This is a genomic window from Streptomyces sp. NPDC001904 (assembly GCF_040297005.1).
GTDB lineage: Bacteria > Actinomycetota > Actinomycetes > Streptomycetales > Streptomycetaceae > Streptomyces.
Genome location: NZ_JBEOYI010000004.1, coordinates 228,230 through 249,460, shown reverse-complemented (window position 1 = coordinate 249,460; position 21,231 = coordinate 228,230). Strand labels below are relative to the sequence as shown.

The 21,231-nt window shown below is 69.7% G+C and carries 15 protein-coding genes; 7 read left to right on the top strand and 8 right to left on the bottom strand.

Translation table 11 applies throughout. From position 1 onward, the window contains the following. Nucleotides 1-91: 91 nt before the first annotated feature. Entirely contained in the window at nucleotides 92-1,603 is a 1,512-nt protein-coding gene (dop, locus tag ABT127_RS08190; protein WP_351445848.1) for a depupylase/deamidase Dop, read from the bottom strand. Between the two features lie 268 nt (nucleotides 1,604-1,871). Further along, on the bottom strand, nucleotides 1,872-3,638 hold the full coding sequence (gene arc, locus ABT127_RS08185) for a proteasome ATPase (protein WP_351445846.1): 1,767 nt from the start codon (nucleotides 3,636-3,638) through the stop codon (nucleotides 1,872-1,874). Between the two features lie 275 nt (nucleotides 3,639-3,913). Here arc and ABT127_RS08180 point away from each other — a divergent pair, with 275 nt between their 5' ends. Next, nucleotides 3,914-4,228: a ferredoxin gene (locus tag ABT127_RS08180; RefSeq protein ID WP_351445844.1), complete on the top strand. Its 315-nt coding sequence runs from the start codon at nucleotides 3,914-3,916 to the stop codon at nucleotides 4,226-4,228. Between the two features lie 87 nt (nucleotides 4,229-4,315). On the opposite strand, the gene ABT127_RS08175 is transcribed toward ABT127_RS08180, so the two are convergent. The 3 genes from ABT127_RS08175 to ABT127_RS08165 all read right to left on the bottom strand — a co-directional run bounded on the left by ABT127_RS08175 (nucleotide 4,316) and on the right by ABT127_RS08165 (nucleotide 7,586). Continuing rightward, nucleotides 4,316-4,900 carry a hypothetical protein gene (locus tag ABT127_RS08175; RefSeq protein ID WP_351445842.1) on the bottom strand — a complete coding sequence of 195 codons (585 nt, stop codon included), beginning with the start codon at nucleotides 4,898-4,900 and terminating at the stop codon, nucleotides 4,316-4,318. 224 nt (nucleotides 4,901-5,124) lie between these two features. Next, the gene (locus ABT127_RS08170) at nucleotides 5,125-6,030 is read right to left on the bottom strand and encodes a tRNA (adenine-N1)-methyltransferase (protein WP_111665810.1); all 906 of its coding nucleotides are present in this window, start codon (nucleotides 6,028-6,030) and stop codon (nucleotides 5,125-5,127) included. 65 nt (nucleotides 6,031-6,095) lie between these two features. Next, a complete protein-coding gene (locus tag ABT127_RS08165) occupies nucleotides 6,096-7,586 on the bottom strand; it encodes a site-2 protease family protein (RefSeq protein WP_351445840.1) in 1,491 nt (496 codons plus the stop codon). Nucleotides 7,587-7,764: 178 nt separating this feature from the next. Between ABT127_RS08165 and ABT127_RS08160 the strand changes: the two genes are divergently transcribed. Both ABT127_RS08160 and ABT127_RS08155 read left to right on the top strand, forming a co-directional pair. After that, nucleotides 7,765-8,685 carry a RecB family exonuclease gene (locus ABT127_RS08160; RefSeq protein WP_351445838.1) on the top strand — a complete coding sequence of 307 codons (921 nt, stop codon included), beginning with the start codon at nucleotides 7,765-7,767 and terminating at the stop codon, nucleotides 8,683-8,685. A gap of 38 nt (nucleotides 8,686-8,723) precedes the next feature. Further along, nucleotides 8,724-9,395 carry a response regulator gene (locus tag ABT127_RS08155; RefSeq protein WP_111665813.1) on the top strand — a complete coding sequence of 224 codons (672 nt, stop codon included), beginning with the start codon at nucleotides 8,724-8,726 and terminating at the stop codon, nucleotides 9,393-9,395. Nucleotides 9,396-9,465: 70 nt separating this feature from the next. Here the strand turns inward: ABT127_RS08155 and ABT127_RS08150 are convergent, their stop codons facing one another. The 3 genes from ABT127_RS08150 to metH all read right to left on the bottom strand — a co-directional run bounded on the left by ABT127_RS08150 (nucleotide 9,466) and on the right by metH (nucleotide 15,749). Then, nucleotides 9,466-11,070 carry an ABC transporter substrate-binding protein gene (locus ABT127_RS08150; protein ID WP_351445836.1) on the bottom strand — a complete coding sequence of 535 codons (1,605 nt, stop codon included), beginning with the start codon at nucleotides 11,068-11,070 and terminating at the stop codon, nucleotides 9,466-9,468. Between the two features lie 376 nt (nucleotides 11,071-11,446). Continuing rightward, entirely contained in the window at nucleotides 11,447-12,142 is a 696-nt protein-coding gene (locus ABT127_RS08145; protein ID WP_351445834.1) for an HAD-IA family hydrolase, read from the bottom strand. 88 nt (nucleotides 12,143-12,230) lie between these two features. Continuing rightward, nucleotides 12,231-15,749 (bottom strand): methionine synthase, encoded by a 3,519-nt coding sequence (gene metH, locus ABT127_RS08140; RefSeq protein WP_351445832.1) that lies wholly within the window; start codon nucleotides 15,747-15,749, stop codon nucleotides 12,231-12,233. A gap of 297 nt (nucleotides 15,750-16,046) precedes the next feature. On the opposite strand from metH, the gene ABT127_RS08135 reads away from it, so the two are divergent. The 4 genes from ABT127_RS08135 (at nucleotide 16,047) to ABT127_RS08120 (ending at nucleotide 21,205) form a co-directional block, all read left to right on the top strand. Further along, nucleotides 16,047-16,820 (top strand): IclR family transcriptional regulator, encoded by a 774-nt coding sequence (locus ABT127_RS08135; protein WP_111666263.1) that lies wholly within the window; start codon nucleotides 16,047-16,049, stop codon nucleotides 16,818-16,820. A 375-nt stretch (nucleotides 16,821-17,195) separates the two neighbouring features. Further along, nucleotides 17,196-17,987 carry an MIP/aquaporin family protein gene (locus tag ABT127_RS08130; protein WP_351445830.1) on the top strand — a complete coding sequence of 264 codons (792 nt, stop codon included), beginning with the start codon at nucleotides 17,196-17,198 and terminating at the stop codon, nucleotides 17,985-17,987. Between the two features lie 57 nt (nucleotides 17,988-18,044). Then, nucleotides 18,045-19,583, top strand: a complete 1,539-nt coding sequence (gene glpK, locus ABT127_RS08125; RefSeq protein WP_351445828.1) for a glycerol kinase GlpK — start codon at nucleotides 18,045-18,047, stop codon at nucleotides 19,581-19,583. An 8-nt stretch (nucleotides 19,584-19,591) separates the two neighbouring features. Continuing rightward, a complete protein-coding gene (locus ABT127_RS08120; RefSeq protein ID WP_351445826.1) occupies nucleotides 19,592-21,205 on the top strand; it encodes a glycerol-3-phosphate dehydrogenase/oxidase in 1,614 nt (537 codons plus the stop codon). Nucleotides 21,206-21,231 lie beyond the last annotated feature (26 nt).

Here is a 21,231-nt window from a genome sequence, read left to right as displayed (position 1 = left end):
CCTACTTGTCGGCTCTGACATCGGCCCCGCACTTCGTCCAATGCGGGGCCCACCTCTGTGATTCCCCTTCGCCCGGCCTTTCAGCCGCGGATCAGCCGCCGGACAGGACCCGGACCAGATCCTCGGCCGTCCGGCACCGGTCCAGCAGCTCCTTCACGTGGTTACGCGTCCCGCGAAGGGGTTCGAGGGTTGGAACGCGCTGGAGCGAGTCCCGGCCCGGCAGGTCGAAGATGACCGAGTCCCAGGAGGCCGCGGCGACGTCGTCCGCGTACTGCTCCAGGCAGCGGCCGCGGAAGTACGCCCGGGTGTCCTCCGGGGGCTGCGTACGGGCCCGCTCGACCTCCGCCTCGTCCAGGAGGCGCTTCATCTTGCCCCGGGCCGCCAGACGGTTGTACAGGCCCTTCTCGGCGCGTACGTCGGCGTACTGCAGGTCGAGGAGATGCAGCTTGGCCGCGTCCCAGTCCAGGCCGTCCCGGCGCCGGTAGCCCTCCATCAGCTCCCGCTTGGTGACCCAGTCCAGCTCGCCGGACAGGCTCATCGGGTCGGTCTCCAGGCGGCCGAGCACGTCCTCCCAGCGGGACAGGACGTCCTTGGTCTGGTCGTCGGCGTCGGCGCCGAAGCGCTCCTCGACGTATTTCCTGGCCAGCTCGTAGTACTCCATCTGGAGCTGGACCGCGGTGAGGGTGCGGCCGCTGCGCAGCGTGATCAGGTGCTGGAGGGTCGGGTCGTGGGAGACCTGGTGGAGGGTGCGGACGGGCTGGTCGACCGCCAGGTCCACGGCGATGAACCCGTCCTCGATCATGGACAGGACCAGGGCCGTCGTGCCGAGCTTGAGGTAGGTCGAGATCTCGGAGAGGTTCGCGTCGCCGATGATCACGTGCAGGCGCCGGTACTTCTCGGCGTCCGAGTGGGGTTCGTCGCGCGTGTTGATGATGGGCCGCTTGAGCGTCGTCTCCAGGCCGACCTCGACCTCGAAGTAGTCGGAGCGCTGGCTGATCTGGAACCCGTGCTCGTGACCGTCCTGACCGATGCCGACGCGGCCCGCGCCGGTGACCACCTGGCGGGAGACGAAGAAGGGCGTCAGGTGGCGCACGATGTCCGAGAAGGGGGTTTCCCGCTTCATCAGGTAGTTCTCGTGCGTCCCGTAGGAGGCGCCCTTGTTGTCGGTGTTGTTCTTGTAGAGGTGGATGGGCTGGGCCCCGGGCAGCTGGGCGGCCCGCTCCGCGGCCTCGGCCATGATGCGCTCGCCGGCCTTGTCCCACAGGACGGCGTCCCGGGGATTGGTGATCTCCGGGGAGCTGTACTCGGGGTGCGCGTGGTCCACGTAGAGGCGCGCGCCGTTGGTCAGGATGACATTGGCCAGGCCGATGTCCTCGTCGGTGAGCTGGCTGGAGTCGGCGGCCTCCCGCGCGAGGTCGAAGCCTCGGGCGTCGCGCAGCGGGTTCTCCTCCTCGAAGTCCCAGCGGGCCCGGCGGGCCCGGTGCATCGCCGCGGCGTAGGCGTTGACGATCTGGGACGAGGTGAGCATGGCATTGGCGTTGGGGTGGCCGGGCACGGAGATTCCGTACTCGGTCTCGATGCCCATTACTCGCCGTACGGTCATGCGGCCCTCCTTGCCCGGCGGCGCCCTCGGTCGGGGGCGGCGCTCAAGTACCGCTGGTTCTCCGGTGCGTGTGCGGTGCCCGTCCCCGCACGGCGCGACTCGGCGGCAGAGAAGAGCCTAGAACGCCTTTGCACTGGTGGGGAGATCATTTGCGTCATTGCTTTGCTCCGACGTCGGGCGGGCAGTCGCGTGGTGAGGAACCGATAGTTGCCTGGAAAAACAGTGGGCTGCGGGTACCCGGTCCGGGCACCCGCAGCCACCCTGTCTTTTACAGGTACTGCCCGGTGTTCGCCACCGTGTCGATGGAGCGTCCGGTGTCCGCGCCCTGCTTTCCGGTGACGAGCGTGCGGATGTAGACGATCCGCTCGCCCTTCTTGCCGGAGATTCGGGCCCAGTCGTCGGGGTTGGTGGTGTTCGGCAGGTCCTCGTTCTCCTTGAACTCGTCGATGCAAGCCTGGAGGAGGTGAGCGACCCGGAGGCCCTTCTGATTCTGGTCGAGGAATTGCTTGATGGCCATCTTCTTGGCGCGGCCCACGATGTTCTCGATCATCGCGCCCGAGTTGAAGTCCTTGAAGTACAGGACTTCCTTGTCGCCATTGGCGTACGTGACCTCGAGGAAGCGGTTCTCCTCGGATTCCGCGTACATGTGCTCCACGGCCGTCTGGATCATGGCGTGGACCGTGGCGGCCTTGTCGCTGCCGTGCTCGCCGAGGTCCTCGGTGTGCAGCGGCAGGCGGTCGGTGAGGTACTTGCCGAAGATGTCCTTGGCGGCCTCGGCGTCCGGGCGCTCGATCTTGATCTTCACGTCGAGCCGGCCGGGGCGCAGGATGGCGGGGTCGATCATGTCCTCACGGTTCGAGGCGCCGATCACCACCACGTTCTGCAGGCCCTCCACACCGTCGATCTCGGCGAGCAGCTGCGGGACGATGGTGTTCTCCACGTCCGAGCTGACACCGGAGCCACGGGTGCGGAACAGGGACTCCATCTCGTCGAAGAAGACGATGACGGGAGTGCCCTCGCTGGCCTTCTCACGGGCACGCTGGAAGACGAGCCGGATCTGCCGCTCGGTCTCACCGACGTACTTGTTGAGGAGCTCGGGACCCTTGATGTTCAGGAAGAAGCTCTTGCCCTGGCCCTGTCCGGTCACCTCGGCGACCTTCTTGGCGAGGGAATTGGCGACCGCCTTCGCGATGAGGGTCTTGCCGCATCCGGGGGGCCCGTAGAGCAGGACGCCCTTGGGCGGCCGCAGCTCGTGCTCCCGGTAGAGGTCCGGGTAGAGGTACGGCAGCTCGACCGCGTCGCGGATCAGTTCGATCTGGTTGCCCAGGCCGCCGATCTGCTCGTAGCCGATGTCCGGGACCTCTTCGAGGACCAGTTCCTCCACTTCGCTCTTCGGTACGACTTCGTAGACATAGCCGGATCGGGGTTCGAGAAGAAGGGCGTCGCCGGGGCGGATGGTGACGTCCAGCAGAGGCTCGGCGAGCCTCACCACCCGCTCCTCGTCGGTGTGCCCGGTGACGAGGGCGCGCTCGCCGTCCTCAAGGATCTCCTTGAGGGTGACGATGTCGCCCACGCTCTCGTACTCCATGGCCTCGACCACGTTGAGCGCTTCGTTGAGCATTACTTCCTGGCCGCGCCGAAGCTCTTCGAGTTCGACGCTCGGGCTCACGTTCACGCGGAGTTTGCGGCCGCCGGTGAAGATGTCGGCGGTGCCGTCCTCATTCGCGGTGAGGAAGACTCCGAAACCGGCCGGCGGCTGTGCGAGCCGGTCGACTTCTTCCTTGAGGGCCACGATCTGGTCGCGGGCCTCGCGGAGCGTATTTGCGAGCCGTTCGTTCTGGGCGGACACGCCGGCCAGGTTGGTCTGCAACTCGACGATCCGCTCTTCGAGAATCCTCGTATGACGCGGAGAGTCGGCGAGCTTGCGCCGCAGGACGGCGATTTCCTGCTCGAGATAGGCAATCTGTCCGGCAGGGTCGTCGGACCCTCGTCCCGGGCGGATGCCGCGGTTGATGTCGTCGTCGTGGGCTGCCACGGTCCTCACCTCCTCCAAGGGGAGCTGGACGCTTCCAGACCCTACCTGGGCGGGTGTCGATTGAAACCCCTAGATCACAAAGACGGTCGAGGTGTGTCCGATCTTCACCCTTGCGCTCTCCCTCACGCCAGTGGAATACCCACCCAACAACATCGGAAAGCGGGCGGTTGTAGGGTCGAAGTGTTCAACACCCGTCAGGGCTGGCCCGACTTGCGTCTGTGAAGTCGGTTTCCGGACAGTGCGGCAGAGCGGGACCCAGGGAGTGGCAGGAGATCATGACCGTGCAGCAAGAGGCCGGATCCGGCACCGACACCAGTGAGGCGCTGGAGGTCTGGATCGACCAGGATCTGTGCACCGGCGACGGGATCTGTGCCCAGTACGCGCCCGAGGTCTTCGAGTTGGACATCGACGGGCTCGCTTATGTGAAGGACGCGGAGGACGAGCTGCTCCAGCAGCCGGGGGCCTCCGCGCCGGTGCCGCTGCCGCTTCTCACGGACGTGGTGGCGTCCGCGAAGGAGTGCCCGGGTGACTGCATCCATGTACGTCGCGTTTCGGACAGCGTCGAGGTCTACGGGCCGGACGCCGACTGAGCGCGGGGCGGCCTGAGCGCCGCCCCGGCATGTCGAAAGGGCCCCGCACACCGGTGACCGGTGTGCGGGGCCCTTTCGCGCGTGTGGTCAGGCGCTCTGCGCGGCCGCGGGGGTGGAGCGGACGAACGCGCCGTTCTTCCACTGCCACTTGGCCTTCTCGTGGACGTCGGGCCGGTAGCGGGGCACGTCGGGCGACGAGTAGCCGTCGAGGGAGGCCGTGACGGCTCCGTCGCGCACCGCGAGGTCGGTGACCGTGAAGGTGTCCTTCGGGTCGACGAGGGTGGCGACGACGCGGGGCTTGCCGTCGCCGGAGCGGGTCAGCACGTACACGCCGTTCGGCGGGGTGCCGGAGCCGGCGTCGCAGCGGACGACCGCGACCGTCTCGGGCCGGCCGTCGCCGTCGAGGTCGCCGGTGGCCTTCTTCTGGACGAGGACCTTGACGGGTCCGCAGTCCAGCGGGAAGTCGGCCTTCGCCGGGTCGGGCGGGGTGACGGCCGCGCCGTGCGCGGCGGGTGACGCCGTGTCCGCCTGGGCGGCGGTGGCGGAGCCCGGCTGCAGGAGGCCGGAGAGCGCCACGACGCCGGCGAGGGCGGCCGCGGTGGCGAGCCAGTGGATGGGACGGGTGGTGGTGTGCGCCAGTTCCGGGATCGCCTGCCGGGGGGGCTGCTGCACGAAGAGCGTCTCCTGTGAGGGCTGTGCCGGTGGGGGTGGCCAGCATCGTGCCATACGTCACAGTGCAGGGGAACGGCGGGGTCGCCGGTTTTCCCGAGTGGCTTCTGAGCCCAGTGCTGCCGGAGGGTCAACGTACGAACGCCGCCGCCGAGTTCCCGTACGGGACGGGGAACTGGGCGGCGGCGTCGATGCGTTGTGCGGTGGTACGGGTGACGGGGCGGGGCTCAGCGGCCGCGGGCGCCGCCGTCGGCGTTCGGGCCCTCGTAGTCCTCGCCGTAGGCGCCCTTGGCGGGGCGGCGGCGGCGCATGGGCGGCTCGACGCCGTCCGCGAGGCGGCGGGCGGTGAGCAGGAAGCCGGTGTGGCCGATCATCCGGTGGTCCGGGCGGACGGCGAGGCCCTCCACGTGCCAGTTGCGGATCATCGACTCCCAGGAGGTCGGCTCGTTGAAGCAGCCGATCTCGCGGATGGACTCCACGGTGCGGGCCAGCTGGGTGGTCGTCGCCACGTAGCAGCACAGGATGCCGCCGGGCACGAGCGCCTTCTTGACGACGTCCAGGCACTCCCAGGGGGCGAGCATGTCGAGGATGACCCGGTCGACGTCACCGTCGGACAGGTTGTCCTGGAGGTCGCCGACGGTGAGCTGCCAGGCGGGGTGCGGACCGCCGAAGTAGCGCTCGACGTTCCCCTTGGCGATCTCGGCGAAGTCCTCGCGGCGCTCGTACGAGTGCAGCATGCCCTCGTCACCGATGGCGCGCAGCAGGAAGCTGCTCAGCGAGCCGGAGCCCACACCCGCCTCGACGACGCGCGCGCCGGGGAAGATGTCGGCGAAGGCCAGGATCTGCCCCGCGTCCTTGGGGTAGACCACGGCGGCGCCGCGGGGCATGGACAGGACATAGTCGGGGAGCAGGGGGCGCAGCGCCAGGTAGGCGACGTTTCCGGTGGTGCGGACAACGCTGCCCTCGGGAGCGCCGATCAGCTCGTCGTGCGGGAAGGAACCCTTGTGGGTGTGGAAGTTCTTTCCCTCTTCGAGCGTGAACGTGTAGTGACGGCCCTTGGGGTCGGTCAGCTGAACCTGGTCCCCGACCTTGAAGGGCCCGCGTCGGCGGGCGGCACCGGTCGGTTCGGACATGTGACCAGAGTACCGGGCGCGGGGCAGGGCGCCGACCACGGCGGAACGGCCGCCGAGCGCCGTTCTCAGCTGGGGCGGGCCATCGCCTTGACGAAAGCGCGTTCGACGTCGGCCGCGGAGAGGACGCCGTAGATCGCACCGTTCTCCTCGACCACCAGGTACTCGGTCGCCGGGGTCGCGCGCAGGGTGTCGAGGAGGTCCTCCCCCGCGAGCTCGGCCGAGACGCGCATGCCGTCCGTGAGGTCCTGGGCGAGACCGCTGACCGGGACCCAGGGCCGGCGGTGCTCGGGGACACCGACGATCGCTGCCTCGCGGACGATCGAGCGGGGTTCGCCGTCGGGGTCGACGACGACCAGGGCGCGGGCCCCCGCCTCGTTCGCCCGGCGCAGGGCCTCGGAGAGCGGGGTCGTGTGCTCGACGGGCACCGCGCGCCGGGTCAGGCTGCGGGCGCGCAGCTCCGGCAGGTGTTCGCGCAGCCGGGCCATGCGCAGGCTGTTGCCGGCGCCGGTCCAGATGATCGCGGCGAGGATGGCGGCCAGCAGCGCGTCGGTGACGGTGTCCATGCTGCTGGTGTCCTGCGTGTTCGAGCCCAGGGCGTCGGTCTGGGTGAGCAGCGGCAGGCCGATGAGGACGGCGATGGCGAGGGCGCGGCCGACCCAGGCGGCGGCGATCGTGCCGCTCATGGGCTTGCCGGTGATCTTCCAGACGACGGCGCGCAGCATCCGGCCGCCGTCCAGGGGCAGGCCGGGCAGCAGGTTGAACGCGGCGACGATGAGGTTCGAGATCATCAGCCCGGCGAGCAGCACACCCGGCACCGTGCCCGGCTCGACGGCCTTCATGGCCAGGTAGAAGACGCCGGCGAGGACCAGGGAGAGGAGCGGGCCGACGAAGGCGAGGACGAACTCGCGGCCCGGGGTCTCCGACTCCTTCTCGATCTCCGACACCCCTCCGAAGAACTGCAGCCGGATCCGGCGGACCGGGAGCTTGAAGCGCAGGGCCGCGACGGTGTGGGCCAGTTCGTGGACGAGCACGGAGGCGTAGAAGGCGACGGCGAAGAAGAGGGCGACCAGGTAGCGGGCCGCGCCGAGCTCCGGCAGCACGCGGTCGAGCTGGCCGCCGAACACCCAGGTGATGAGGGCGGCGACGAGGAACCAGCTGGGCGCCACGTAGACGGGCACGCCGAACGGGCGGCCCATCAGCAGGCCGCCGCGCGGCTCGGGGGGCTTGGCCGGTCCCTTGCGCCGGCCGGAGGTGGCGGCGGCGCGCTCGGGGTGCCGGTCGTGGGGACCGGCGGTCCGCGCGTCCCCGGAGGGCTGCTTGTCGGGGGCCGGCGCCTCGTCGGGGTTCCCCGAGGTGTCGGGGCCGGCGGCGGGCCGGGTGTCCGGTTGTTCCTCCGGGGCCGGCCCGGCGGGGTCCCGCCGGGGTGCGTCGTCCGGGCCGGGGCCCGTGCGCTCGGCCATGGTGTCGGCCCGGTCCGTCGCGGGACGCGCCCCGGTGTGCTCCGCGGGCGGGGTCGCCTCGCCGGTGCCGGACTGCGGCTGCCCGCTCTCGTCCACGGTGATCCCTCGGTCCCCTCGTTCGAGCGTCTCCCGCCGCAGGGCGGGACGTTCTGGCGTCGATGGTATGCGGACGGGGTCCGTCGGCCCCCGCCGACTCCCCCGGGCCACGCTACGCAAGACGCCGTGGAGCGCGCAGGTGCCTGACTGTCGGTGGCGGGCCGTAACGTGGTGAGGCATGGAGACCAGTACGAAGACGGGCGCTGAGAGCGGCCCGGAAAAGCCCGCCGCGCGGCCGGCCTCGCTGTCGCCCTCGCGCGCGAGCGATTTCATGCAGTGTCCGTTGCTGTACCGGTTCCGGGTGATCGACAAGCTGCCGGAGAAGCCGAGCGAGGCGGCGACCAGGGGCACCCTGGTCCATGCCGTGCTGGAGCGGCTCTTCGACGCCCCGGCGCTGGAGCGGACGGCGTCGCGCGCCAAGTCGCTGATCCCGGGGCAGTGGGACCGGCTGCGCGAGGCGCGGCCCGAGCTGGCCGAGCTGTTCGCGGACGCCGACGAAAGCGCCGCGGGCGAGCGGATGACCCGCTGGCTCGGGGATGCCGAGCGGCTGGTCGAGCGCTGGTTCACGCTGGAGGACCCGACGCGTCTGGAGCCCGCCGAGCGGGAGCTGTTCGTCGAGGCCGAGCTGGAGTCGGGACTCAAGCTGCGCGGGATCATCGACCGGGTCGACGTGGCACCCACCGGTGACGTGCGGATCGTCGACTACAAGACGGGCAAGGCGCCCCGCCCCGAGTACGCCGAGGGCGCCCTGTTCCAGATGAAGTTCTACGCGCTGGTGGTGTGGCGGCTGAAGGGCGTCGTGCCGCGGCGCCTGCAGCTCGTGTACCTCGGGAGCGGGGACGTCATCACGTACGACCCGGTCGTCTCCGACCTGGAGCGGGTGGAGCGCAAGCTGCACGCGCTGTGGGAGGCGATCCAGCTCGCCACGGAGAGCGGCGACTGGCGGCCGCGGCCGACGAAGCTGTGCGGCTGGTGCGACCACCAGGCCGTCTGTCCGGAATTCGGCGGTACTCCCCCGCCCTATCCGCTGCAGATCGTGGCGGCCGTGCCGCCGCCCGCGCAGGAGTCGGACAGGGCGGCCGAGTCGGACGGGGTGTAGCAGGGCAGAATGGGCCCGGACTATCGAAGGAGTGTTTCGTGGCGATCCGTGTCCTACTGGTCGACGACCAGCCTCTGCTGCGTACGGGTTTCCGGATGATTCTGGAGGCCGAGCAGGACATCGCGGTCGTCGGTGAGGCCGGGGACGGCCTCCAGGCGCTCGATCAGGTGCGCGCGCTCCAGCCCGACGTCGTGCTGATGGACATCCGGATGCCGCGGATGGACGGGGTCGAGGCGACCCGGCAGATCACCGGCCCGGGGCGGGACGGCCCGGCGAAGGTGCTCGTGCTGACGACCTTCGATCTGGACGAGTATGTCGTGGAGGCGCTGAAGGCGGGGGCCAGCGGCTTCCTCCTCAAGGACGCCCCGGCCAATGAGCTGGTCCAGGCGATCCGGGTGGTGGCCGCCGGTGAGGCGATGCTGGCGCCGAGCATCACGCGCCGCCTGCTCGACAAGTACGCGGACCATCTGCCGTCCGGCGACGAGCCGGTGCCGGACACGCTGCACACGCTGACCGAGCGCGAGGTCGAGGTGCTCAAGCTGGTCGCGCGCGGGCTGTCGAACGCGGAGATCGCCGCCGACCTCTTCGTGAGCGAGACGACGGTGAAGACCCATGTCGGCCATGTGCTGACGAAGCTGGGGCTGCGCGACCGGGTGCAGGCGGCGGTGTACGCGTACGAGAGCGGTCTCGTGCGGCCGGGCGCCCAGTAGTTCTGACGACAGCATGAAGGCGGCGGCCACCGGAAGGTGGCCGCCGCCTTCATGTGCGTACGGGAGGAGATCAGCCGCTGACGCCGCGGCCCAGCTCCCACAGCTGGAGCAGGGAGGTGGTGGACAGGGCCCACTCGGCGCCGGTGATGTCGTCGCCCGCGGCGATGTACTGCTTGCTCTGGGTCAGCGGCAGCATCGGGACGTCGTCGGCGACCATGTCCTGGATCCGCTTCAGCGTCTTGGACGCGGCCGCCCGGTCGGACTCACGACGGGAGGCGGGGATGAGGTCGCGCGTGATGGTGGCGTTGGTGTACGTCGACGCGAGGAAGTTGTCCTTGTCGAGGAACGGCGCCAGGAAGTTGTCGGCGTCGGGGAAGTCGGCGACCCAGCCCATGCCGTAGACCTGGTACTTGCCGGCCAGCTCCTCGGCGCGGAACTTGGTCCACTTCTTGGTCTCGTGGGTCTCCGCCTTGAACAGGCCGCTGTCGTTGAGCTGCTGGGCCAGCAGGTCGAACTGGTTCTTCATGACCGGGCCGTAGTGGTCCTGCGTGTAGTGCAGCGACAGCTTGACGGGCGTGGTGATGCCGGCCCGCTGCAGGATCGCGGCCGCCTTGGCCTTGTCCGGGTCGTTGTACTTGTTGAAGAACGAGTTGGCGTGCCCGACGACGCCGGCGGGGACGAGCGAGTACAGCGAGTCGGAGGTCGACTTGTACGCCTCGGAGGCGATCTGGCCGCGGTCGACGATCTGCGCGATCGCCTGGCGGACGGCCTTGTCGCCCACCTGGCCCTGGCCGAGCGAGAAGCCGAGGAAGTTGGTCTCCAGGCCCGGGGTCGCGACGAAGTTGACGCCCTCGGGGACCTTGGAGGAGTACTTGGCGATCTGGTCGGGCGTCAGCGTCCGGCCCATGACGTCGATGTCGCCCTTTTCGAGGGCCGTCTCCATGGCCTCCGCGCTGGACATCGAGCGCATCTCGACGGTGTCGCTCTTGACCTTGAACTGGCCCTTGTAGTGCGGGTTCTTGGTGAAGACGGCCTTGACGACCTTCTTGTTCTCGACCTCGGTCTTCAGCGTGTAGACGCCCGACCCGCTGATGTCGAAGCCGTTGCGCAGCTTCTTCTTCTCGTAGTCGTCCGGGTTGACCAGGGCGGCCGCCGGGGTGGTCAGCTTGTACGGGAAGGTCGCGTCCGGCGTGTTCAGGTGGAAGACGACCTCGCCCTTGCCGACGACCTCGATGGTGTCGATCGTGGAGAGCAGACCCGCGATACCGCTGTCGCTGTCGATGTTGCGCACGCGGTCGATCGAGTACTTCACGTCGGCGGCCGTGACCGGCGTGCCGTCGGAGAACTGCAGCCCGTCCCGCAGCTTGCAGGCGTAGCGCTCGCTGCCGCTGTCGGTGAACCCGCAGCTCTGTGCCGCCTCCGGCACCGGCTCGCCGCCACCCTTGGGCACCGCCACGAGGGTCTGCAGGGTCTGCTGCAGCACGTTCCACACGCCCGCGTCGTAGGAGTACGCCGGGTCGAACGGGGCCGGAGTATCCGACGTCAGCTCGAACTGGTCGGTCGTGCCCACCACGATGGCGTCGTCACCACTACCGCTGTCCGAGCCTCCGCACGCGGCCAGCGTTGGGGCGAGCAGGCCGACGACGGCCGACAGCACCAGAGTCTTGCGGTTCATGCTCGACGTTCTCCAGAGCTTGACCCACTCGAGTCCGGCGCGGAGTGGGCGACTGGAGCACGAGGGGTGGGGCGATGTTCTCGCGATGAGATTAATGCGCGTGCCGCCGGGGGCCACAGACGCCCGTTCGGGGCACCCATCACGCTGTGAAACCGGGTGTGGACGCACCGAAAACGCCTCAGGAGGAAGGTTCGCCGCAGGCGGCTACCAATCGGGACACATGGGCACGCCCGGGCGGGCAGAAAGCGGACACACAGCACGCCCGGGCGGACCTGTCGACCCACGGAAGCGTGGGAAAGGTCACACAATCAACTCGTGTGAGGGCTGCGGTACTTCAGCCGCTCTCCGGCCGCGTCCCGCGCCGCGGTGCGATCTGTCAGGGCGTCATGAGGCCGTGCAGGAAGGGCAGGTCGACGTGTTCGAGGGAGGTCACGACGGTACGCCGGTGGGCCGGCTCGATGGGGGCGACGGACGGGACGGCGACGACGTGGCAGCCCGCGGCCTCGGCGGCGGCGACTCCGGTGGCGGTGTCCTCGATGACGGCGCAGCGCTCCGGTGCGGCACCGAGTCCGGCGGCGGCGATCAGGTACGGGTCGGGGTGCGGCTTGGTGCGGGCCACCTCGTCACCGGCGACGGTGAGGCGGAAGTTGGCGTGGCCGAGCGAGTGCAGGACGCGGTCGATGATGCGCCGGTGGGAGGCGGAGACGAGCGCGGTCGGCACCCGCTGGGCGGCGAGTTCGGCGAGCAGTCTTGCGGCGCCCGGCATCAGCGGCAGGTTCTGGCCGATCCGCCGCTCGAAGGCGTCGTTGAGGAGCACGGACACTTCGGGTACGGAGATGTCGGCGCCGGTCGCCTCGATGAGGAAGCCCGCGCTGCGGGTCATCGGACCGCCGACGACGACCTGCTTCCAGGCCGGGTCCAGGGTGTGGCCGAGGCCGGCGAAGACGGCGGATTCCGCGTCCCACCAGAAGCCTTCGGTGTCGACGAGAGTTCCGTCCATGTCGAGGAGTACGGCCTGAAGGGCGGACCCTTCGGCCGTTCGGGTACCGAGTGCGGGGACCGTACTGGTCATCCGGGCACACCTCCATGAGGGACGAAGAGGCCGGCCCCCTTGCGGGGACCGGCCTGCGCTGGACGGACCAGTGTACGACTGTTCCCGATTACCGCGCGTTGAAGTACTTCGCCTCGGGGTGATGGATGACGATGGCGTCGGTGGACTGCTCGGGGTGGAGCTGGAACTCCTCGCTGAGGTGGACGCCGATCCGCTCCGGCCGGAGCAGGTCGGCGATCTTGGCCCGGTCCTCCAGGTTGGGGCAGGCGCCGTAGCCGAGGGAGAAGCGGGCGCCCCGGTACTTCAGGGCGAACATGTCCTCCATCTCGGCGGGGTCCTCGCCGGAGAAGCCCAGCTCGGAGCGGACCCGGGCGTGCCAGTACTCGGCGAGCGCCTCGGCCAACTGTACGGACAGGCCGTGCAGTTCGAGGTAGTCGCGGTAGGAGTTCGACGCGAACAGCTCGGCGGTGGCCTCACCGATCTTCGAGCCGACGGTGACGACCTGGAGGCCGACGACATCGGTCTCGCCGGACTCCTCCGGGCGGAAGAAGTCGGCCAGGCACAGGCGGCGGCCGCGGCGCTGGCGCGGGAAGGAGAAGCGGGTCCGCTCGTTTCCGTCGTCGTCCAGGATGATCAGGTCGTCGCCCTTGGAGACGCACGGGAAGTAGCCGTGCACGACGGCCGCTTCCAGCATGTTCTTGGTGTGCAGCTCGTCGAGCCAGCCGCGCAGCCGGGGGCGGCCCTCGCTCTCCACCAGCTCCTCGTACGTCGGCCCGTCACCGGTGCGCGCCTGCTTCAGGCCCCACTGGCCCTTGAACAGGGCGCCCTCGTCGAGCCAGGAGGCGTACTCCTTGAGCTGGATGCCCTTGATGACGCGGGTGCCCCAGAAGGGCGGCTCCGGCACCGGGTTGTCGGTGCGGGTGTCCGAGCGCACCGGCCCCTCGTCGGCCGGCTCCTCGATCTGTACGCTGCTCGCCTTCACCCGGCGCTGCTTAAGCTCGGGGAGGGTGGCGCCGGGGACGCCGCGCTTCACCGCGATGAGGGCGTCCATCAGGCGCAGGCCCTCGAACGCGTCGCGGGCGTAGCGGACTTCGCCCTGGTAGATCTCGTGCAGGTCCTGCTCGACGTAGGCGCGGGTGAGGGCGGCGCCGCCGAGGATGACGGGGTAGTCGGCCGCCATCTTGCGCTGGTTGAGCTCCTCCAGGTTCTCCTTCATGATCACGGTCGACTTGACGAGGAGGCCGGACATGCCGATGACGTCGGCCTTGTGCTCCTCGGCCGCGTCGAGGATCGCGGAGACGGGCTGCTTGATGCCCAGGTTGACGACGTTGTAGCCGTTGTTGGACAGGATGATGTCGACGAGGTTCTTGCCGATGTCGTGGACGTCGCCGCGCACCGTGGCCAGCACGATGGTGCCCTTGCCCTCGGAGTCGGACTTCTCCATGTGCGGCTCCAGGTAGGCGACCGCGTTCTTCATGACCTCGGCGGACTGGAGCACGAACGGCAGCTGCATCTGGCCGGAGCCGAACAGCTCGCCGACCACCTTCATGCCTTCGAGCAGGGTGTCGTTGACGATGTCCAGCGCGGGACGGGTGCGCAGCGCGTCGTCGAGGTCGGCCTCCAGGCCGTTCTTCTCGCCGTCGATGATGCGCCGCTGGAGGCGCTCCTCCAGCGGGAGGGCGGCCAGTTCCTCGGCCTTGCCGGCCTTGAGGGACTTGGCGGTGGCGCCCTCGAAGAGCTCCATCAGCTTCTGCAGCGGGTCGTAGCCCTCGCTGCGGCGGTCGTAGATCAGGTCGAGGGCGGTCTTGACCTGCTCCTCGTCGAAGCGCGCGATCGGCAGGATCTTCGAGGCGTGCACGATCGCCGAGTCCAGTCCGGCCTTCACGCACTCGTCGAGGAAGACCGAGTTGAGCACGATGCGGGCGGCCGGGTTCAGGCCGAAGGAGATGTTCGAAAGGCCCAGCGTGGTCTGCACGTCCGGGTGGCGCTTCTTCAGTTCGCGGATCGCCTCGATGGTGGCGATGCCGTCGCCCCGGGACTCCTCCTGACCCGTACAGATGGTGAAGGTCAGGGTGTCGATGAGGATGTCCGACTCGCGGATGCCCCAGTTCCCGGTCAGGTCGTCGATCAGCCGCTCGGCGATGGCCACCTTGTTCTCGACGGTGCGGGCCTGGCCCTCCTCGTCGATGGTCAGCGCGATCAGTGCGGCGCCGTGCTCCTGGGCCAGCCGCGTGACCTTCGCGAACCGCGACTCCGGGCCGTCCCCGTCCTCGTAGTTGACCGAGTTGATGACCGCGCGGCCGCCCAGCTTCTCCAGGCCCGCCTGCAGGACGTCGACCTCGGTGGAGTCGAGGACGATCGGCAGAGTGGAGGCGGTGGCGAAGCGGCCGGCCAGCTCCTTCATGTCGGCGACGCCGTCGCGGCCCACGTAGTCGACGCAGAGGTCGAGCATGTGCGCGCCCTCGCGGATCTGGTCGCGGGCCATCTCGACGCAGTCGTCCCAGCGGGCCTCCAGCATGGCCTCGCGGAACTTCTTCGAGCCGTTGGCGTTCGTCCGCTCGCCGATCGCCATGTACGCGGTGTCCTGGCGGAACGGCACCGTCTGGTAGAGCGAGGCGGCGCCCGGCTCCGGGCGCGGGGCGCGCTCGGGCGGGGTCATCTCGCGGACCCGCTCCACGACCTGGCGCAGGTGCTCGGGGGTGGAGCCGCAGCAGCCGCCGATCAGCTGGAGGCCGTAGCTGTTGATGAAGTTCTCCTGCGCGTCCGCCATCTCCGGCGGGGTCAGCGGGAAGTGGGCGCCGTCCTTGCCCAGGATCGGCAGACCGGCGTTCGGCATGCACATCAGCGGCGTCGTGGAGTGCTGCGCGAGGTAGCGCAGGTGCTCGCTCATCTCGGCGGGGCCGGTGGAGCAGTTCAGGCCGATCAGGTCGATGCCGAGCGGCTCCAGGGCGGTCAGCGCGGCGCCGATCTCCGAGCCGAGCAGCATCACGCCGGTGGTCTCGAAGGCGAGGGAGCAGATCAGCGGGACCGAGACGCCGAGTGCGTCCATGGCGCGGCGGGCGCCGATCAGGGACGACTTGGTCTGGAGGAGGTCCTGGCTGGTCTCCACGATCAGCGCGTCCGCGCCGCCGGCGAGCAGGCCCTCGGCGTTCTGCTGGTAGCCGTCGCGGATCGTGGCGTAGTCGATGTGGCCGAGCGAGGGCAGCTTGGTGCCGGGGCCGATCGAGCCGAGCACCCAGCGCTGCTGTCCGGTCTTCGCGGTGAACTCGTCGGCGACCTCGCGGGCGATCCGCGCGCCCGCCTCGGACAGCTCGACGATGCGGTCGGCGATCTCGTACTCGGTGGCCGCGGTGAAGTTGGAGCCGAAGGTGTTGGTCTCGACGCAGTCCACGCCGACGGCGTAGTACTCCTCGTGGACGGAGCGGACGATGTCCGGGCGCGTGATGTTGAGGATCTCGTTGCAGCCCTCGAGGTCCTGGAAGTCCTCGAGCGTGGGATCCTGCGCCTGGAGCATGGTGCCCATCGCACCGTCGGCCACCACGACACGGGAGGCGAGGGCCTGCCGTAGGGCGTCCACGCGAGCGCGGGAATCAGCGGTGGCGGATGCGGGCGTCGGCAACGAGGCCATGAAAGTGCTCCCTGAGGTGCGACGGCTGTCGGCTTTGCGGCTCCACTGCTGGAGGCGCACCCGGCCAGGGTAGCCGGGACCTTCGTCCTTCAGTGCAGACGTCCACGAGCCGGACGGGCCGGGCGTGCCGGACGGGCCGGAGCGGAGGGGACAGCGTGTTGCGGTGGTCCGTGGCGGGCGGTCGTGGCGAACGGGCCAAAATAGAGGCGCACGCCGCATTAGCAGAGGTCGGCAACGACCGATACTGTTCAGCATTGCCGAACGTTGGTGAGTGGACCGAGGGAGGAAGGGACTGCGATGGCACGCAACATCCAGTCGCTGGAACGGGCCGCGGCGATGCTCCGGCTCCTCGCGGGCGGCGAGCGGCGACTCGGCCTCTCGGACATCGCCTCGGCGCTCGGCCTGGCGAAGGGCACCGCGCACGGCATCCTGCGCACCCTTCAGGCCGAGGGCTTCGTGGAGCAGGACGCCGCGTCGGGGCGCTATCAGCTGGGCGCGGAGCTGCTGCGCCTGGGCAACAGCTATCTGGACGTCCACGAGCTGCGGGCCCGGGCCCTCGTCTGGACCGACGATCTGGCCCGGTCCAGCGGTGAGGCCGTCTATCTGGGGGTCCTGCACCAGCAGGGCGTCCTGATCGTGCACCACGTGTTCCGGCCCGACGACAGCCGCCAGGTCCTCGAGGTGGGGGCCATGCAGCCGCTGCACTCGACGGCGCTGGGCAAGGTCATCTCCGCGTACGACCCGGTCGCGCACAGCGAGGTCGCCGAGACGGAGCGCAAGGAGTTCACGGCCCGGACGGTGAGCGGGCTCACCGAGTTCGAGTCGGTGCTCGATCTGACCCGCGCGCGCGGGTACGCCGAGGACGTCGAGGAGACCTGGGAGGGCGTCGCCTCGGTCGCGGCGCCGATCCACGACCGGCACCGGATGCCGGTGGGCGCGATCGGCATCACCGGCGCGGTGGAGCGGGTCTGCAAGCCCGACGAGCAGGGCGTGCCGCGGCCCGAGCTGATCGCCGCCGTACGGGACTGCGCCCGTGCCGTCTCCCGCGACCTGGGCGCCAGCCGCTTCTGACCCCGGCCCCGCCCCTCTCCACACCCTCAGGCCCCGTCCCCGGACGGGGCTTCCGCATGTCCGCGGACGGCCAAGGTGCAGAGCACACCGAACCGCGCGACGATCGAGGCACGTCCAGCGAGCGTGTGGGCGGCGATAGGCGGGAACGATCAATAACGATCGTGGTTTCGATAACAGAACCCTTGACGATTCAGTGAACGCGGGGCGAGACTCGCGTCCATCGGTCGACATTGTCGAACACCTACCGGCAATACGCGTTAGAGTGTGGACAAGGCCAGGCCGCAACCCGCCCCCTCACGGGGCTCGGACCACCGGAAAGGGACCCGGAGGTTCCGTACTCGGGTATCCCCTGGACGAAGGACAAAGGAGTCGCGGGTGTCCAGCTCCGACATCTTCATCGGCGAGACCATAGGTACCGCCGTGCTCATCCTGCTGGGCGGTGGCGTCTGCGCCGCCGTCACTTTCAAGCGCTCGAAGGCGTACAACGCCGGCTGGGTCGCCATCGCCTTCGGTTGGGGCTTCGCGGTCCTGACCGGCGCCTACCTCGCCGGTGGCGTCTCGGGCGCCCACCTGAACCCCGCGGTCACCATCGGCCTCGCCATCGAGGGCGGCACCAAGTGGAGCGACGTACCGCTCTACCTGGGCTCCCAGCTCCTCGGCGCGATGATCGGCGCCGTGCTGGTCTGGGCGACGTACTACGGACAGTTCCGCGCGCACCTGACGGACCCGGAGATCATCGCGGCGCAGCCCGGGGACGAGGGCCTGGTCGACCAGAAGGCCGCGCCCAAGGCGGGCCCCGTGCTCGGCATCTTCTCCACGGGCCCGGAGATCCGGAACGCCGTGCAGAACCTGATCACGGAGATCATCGCGACGGTCGTGCTGGTCCTCGCCATCCTCACGCAGGGCCTGAACGACGGCGGCAACGGCCTGGGCACCCTCGGCGCCCTGATCACCGCGCTCGTGGTGGTCGGCATCGGTCTCTCGCTCGGTGGCCCCACGGGCTACGCGATCAACCCGGTCCGTGACCTCGGCCCGCGCATCGTGCACGCCCTCCTCCCGCTGCCCAACAAGGGCGGCTCCGACTGGACGTACGCCTGGATCCCGGTCGCGGGTCCGCTGATCGGCGGCGCCATCGCCGGTGGCCTCTACAACCTCGCGTTCAAGTAGGCCGCCCCGCCGCCAGCACTCCGCCCGAGCCGCACCGAGAACTTTCAGGAGCACCCCGTGACCGACGCACACACCGCAGGCCCCTTCATCGCCGCGATCGACCAGGGCACCACGTCCAGCCGCTGCATCGTCTTCGACAAGGACGGCCGGATCGTCTCGGTCGACCAGAAGGAGCACGAGCAGATCTTCCCGAAGCCGGGCTGGGTCGAGCACGACGCGACCGAGATCTGGGCGAACGTCCAGGAGGTCGTCGCCGGTGCCATCACCAAGGCCGGCATCACCCGCGACGACATCAAGGCCATCGGCATCACCAACCAGCGCGAGACCACGCTGCTCTGGGACAAGAACACCGGTGAGCCCGTCCACAACGCCATCGTCTGGCAGGACACCCGCACCGACGCCCTCTGCCGCGAGCTGGGCCGCAACGTCGGACAGGACCGCTTCCGCCGCGAGACCGGCCTGCCGCTGGCCTCCTACTTCGCCGGCCCCAAGGCCCGCTGGCTGCTCGACAACGTCGAGGGGCTGCGCGAGCGCGCCGAGCGCGGCGACATCCTCTTCGGCACCATGGACAGCTGGGTCATCTGGAACCTGACCGGCGGTGTCGACGGCGGCAAGCACGTCACCGACGTCACCAACGCCTCGCGCACCATGCTGATGAACCTGCACGAGATGCAGTGGGACGAGCGCATCTGCTCCTCCATCGGCGTGCCGATGTCGATGCTGCCCGAGATCCGTTCCTCCGCCGAGGTCTACGGCGAGGTCACCGGCGGGAAGCTCGGCGACGTGCTGGGCGGGATCCCCGTCGCCTCGGCGCTCGGCGACCAGCAGGCGGCCCTGTTCGGCCAGACCTGTTTCGCCGAGGGCGAGGCCAAGTCCACGTACGGCACCGGCACCTTCATGCTGATCAACACCGGTGACAAGGCCATCAACTCCTACTCGGGTCTGCTGACCACGGTCGGCTACCAGATCGGCGACGCCAAGCCGGTCTACGCCCTGGAGGGCTCCATCGCCGTCACCGGTTCGCTGGTGCAGTGGATGCGCGACCAGATGGGCCTGATCAAGTCGGCCGCCGAGATCGAGACGCTCGCGTCGTCGGTCGAGGACAACGGCGGCGCGTACTTCGTGCCGGCCTTCTCCGGTCTGTTCGCCCCGTACTGGCGTCCCGACGCCCGCGGTGTGATCACCGGTCTGACCCGGTACGTCACCAAGGCGCACATCGCGCGCGCCGTCCTGGAGGCCACCGCCTGGCAGACCCGCGAGATCAGCGACGCCATGACGAAGGACTCCGGCGTCGAGCTGACGGCCCTCAAGGTCGACGGCGGCATGACCTCCAACAACCTGCTGATGCAGACCCTCTCGGATGTCCTGAACGCCCCTGTGGTGCGCCCGATGGTCGCCGAGACGACCTGCCTCGGTGCCGCTTACGCCGCCGGTCTCGCCGTCGGCTTCTGGTCCAGCACCGACGACCTGCGCGCCAACTGGCGCCGGGCCGCCGAATGGACCCCCCGCATGGACGCGGACACCCGCGACCGTGAGTACAAGAACTGGCTCAAGGCCGTGCAGCGGTCCATGGGCTGGCTCGAAGACGAGGAGTAAGACCCCAGATGAACACCCCCACCCTGCAGACCGTGCCTGCCCTCGGAACGCACCCCGTCGCCGGCTCCAACCCGAGCCGCGCCGAGACCCGCGAGCAGCTTTCCAAGGCGACGTACGACCTCCTGGTCATCGGCGGCGGCATCCTGGGCATCTCCACGGCCTGGCACGCGGCGCAGTCCGGTCTCAGGGTGGCCCTGGTCGACGCCGGCGACTTCGCCGGCGCCACCTCCTCCGCCTCGTCCAAGCTGCTCCACGGCGGCTTGCGCTACCTGCAGACCGGCGCGGTCAAGCTGGTCGCGGAGAACCACTTCGAGCGGCGCGCGGTGTCCCGGAACGTGGCCCCGCACCTCGCCAACCCGCTCACCTTCTACCTGCCCGTGTACAAGGGCGGCCCGCACGGCGCGGCCAAGCTGGGCGCGGGCGTCTTCGCGTACAGCGCGCTGTCGGCGTTCGGCGACGGCGTCGGGCACCTGCTCTCCCCCGCCAAGGCCCAGCAGGACGTGCCGGAGCTGCGCACCGAGAACCTGAAGGCCGTGGCCGTGTACGGCGACGACCAGATGAACGACGCGCGGATGGCCCTGATGACCGTGCGGGCGGCCGTCGACGCGGGCGCGGTGGTCCTCAACCACGCCGAGGTCACCGGCCTGCGCTTCACCAAGGGCCGGGTCACCGGCGCGGAGCTCAAGGACCGGATGGACGGCGAGGAGTTCGGCGTCAGCGCCCGCCTCGTGCTGAACGCGACCGGACCGTGGGTCGACCACCTGCGCAAGCTGGAGGACCCGAACGCGGCGCCGTCCATCCGGCTGTCCAAGGGCGCGCACCTGGTCATGAAGCGGACCTCGCCGTGGAAGGCCGCGCTCGCCACCCCCATCGACAAGTACCGCATCACGTTCGCCCTGCCCTGGGAGGACATGCTGCTGCTCGGTACGACCGACGAGGAGTACGAGGGCGACCCGGCGGACGTCTCGGTCACCGAGAAGGACATCGAGCAGATCCTCGACGAGGCGGCCTTCTCCGTGCGCGACCAGCAGCTCGAGCGGGAGCTGATGACGTACGCGTTCGCCGGTCTGCGGGTGCTGCCGGGCGGTCCCGGCGACACCTCGAAGGCCAAGCGCGAGACGGTCGTCACCGAGGGCAAGGGCGGCATGCTGTCCGTCGCGGGCGGCAAGTGGACGACGTTCCGCCACATCGGCCGTACGGTCATGCAGAAGCTGGAGTCGCTGCCCGGCCACCCGCTCGGCGACGACTTCGAGCCGATCAAGGAGCTCCCGAAGCGGATGCCGCTCCCGGGTGTCGCCAACCCGCGCGCCGTCGCGCACCGCCTCCTGGTCGACAACCCGGCGCCCGGCCCGCGGATGGCCGCCGACACCGCCAAGCACCTGGCGACGCACTACGGTTCGCTGGCCTTCGACATCGCGCGCCTCGCGAACGAGAACCCGGAGCTGGCCGCGCGCGTCCACCCCGACGCCCCGGAGATCTGGGCACAGGTCGCCTACGCGCGTGACCACGAGTGGGCCGAGACGGCGGACGACGTGCTGCGCCGCCGGACGACGCTGACGATCCGGGGTCTCGCGACGGACGAGATCCGCGGCAAGGTGGAGGACCTGCTCGGCAAGAAGTGACGCCGACGCTGCGATGAGGGGCGGCT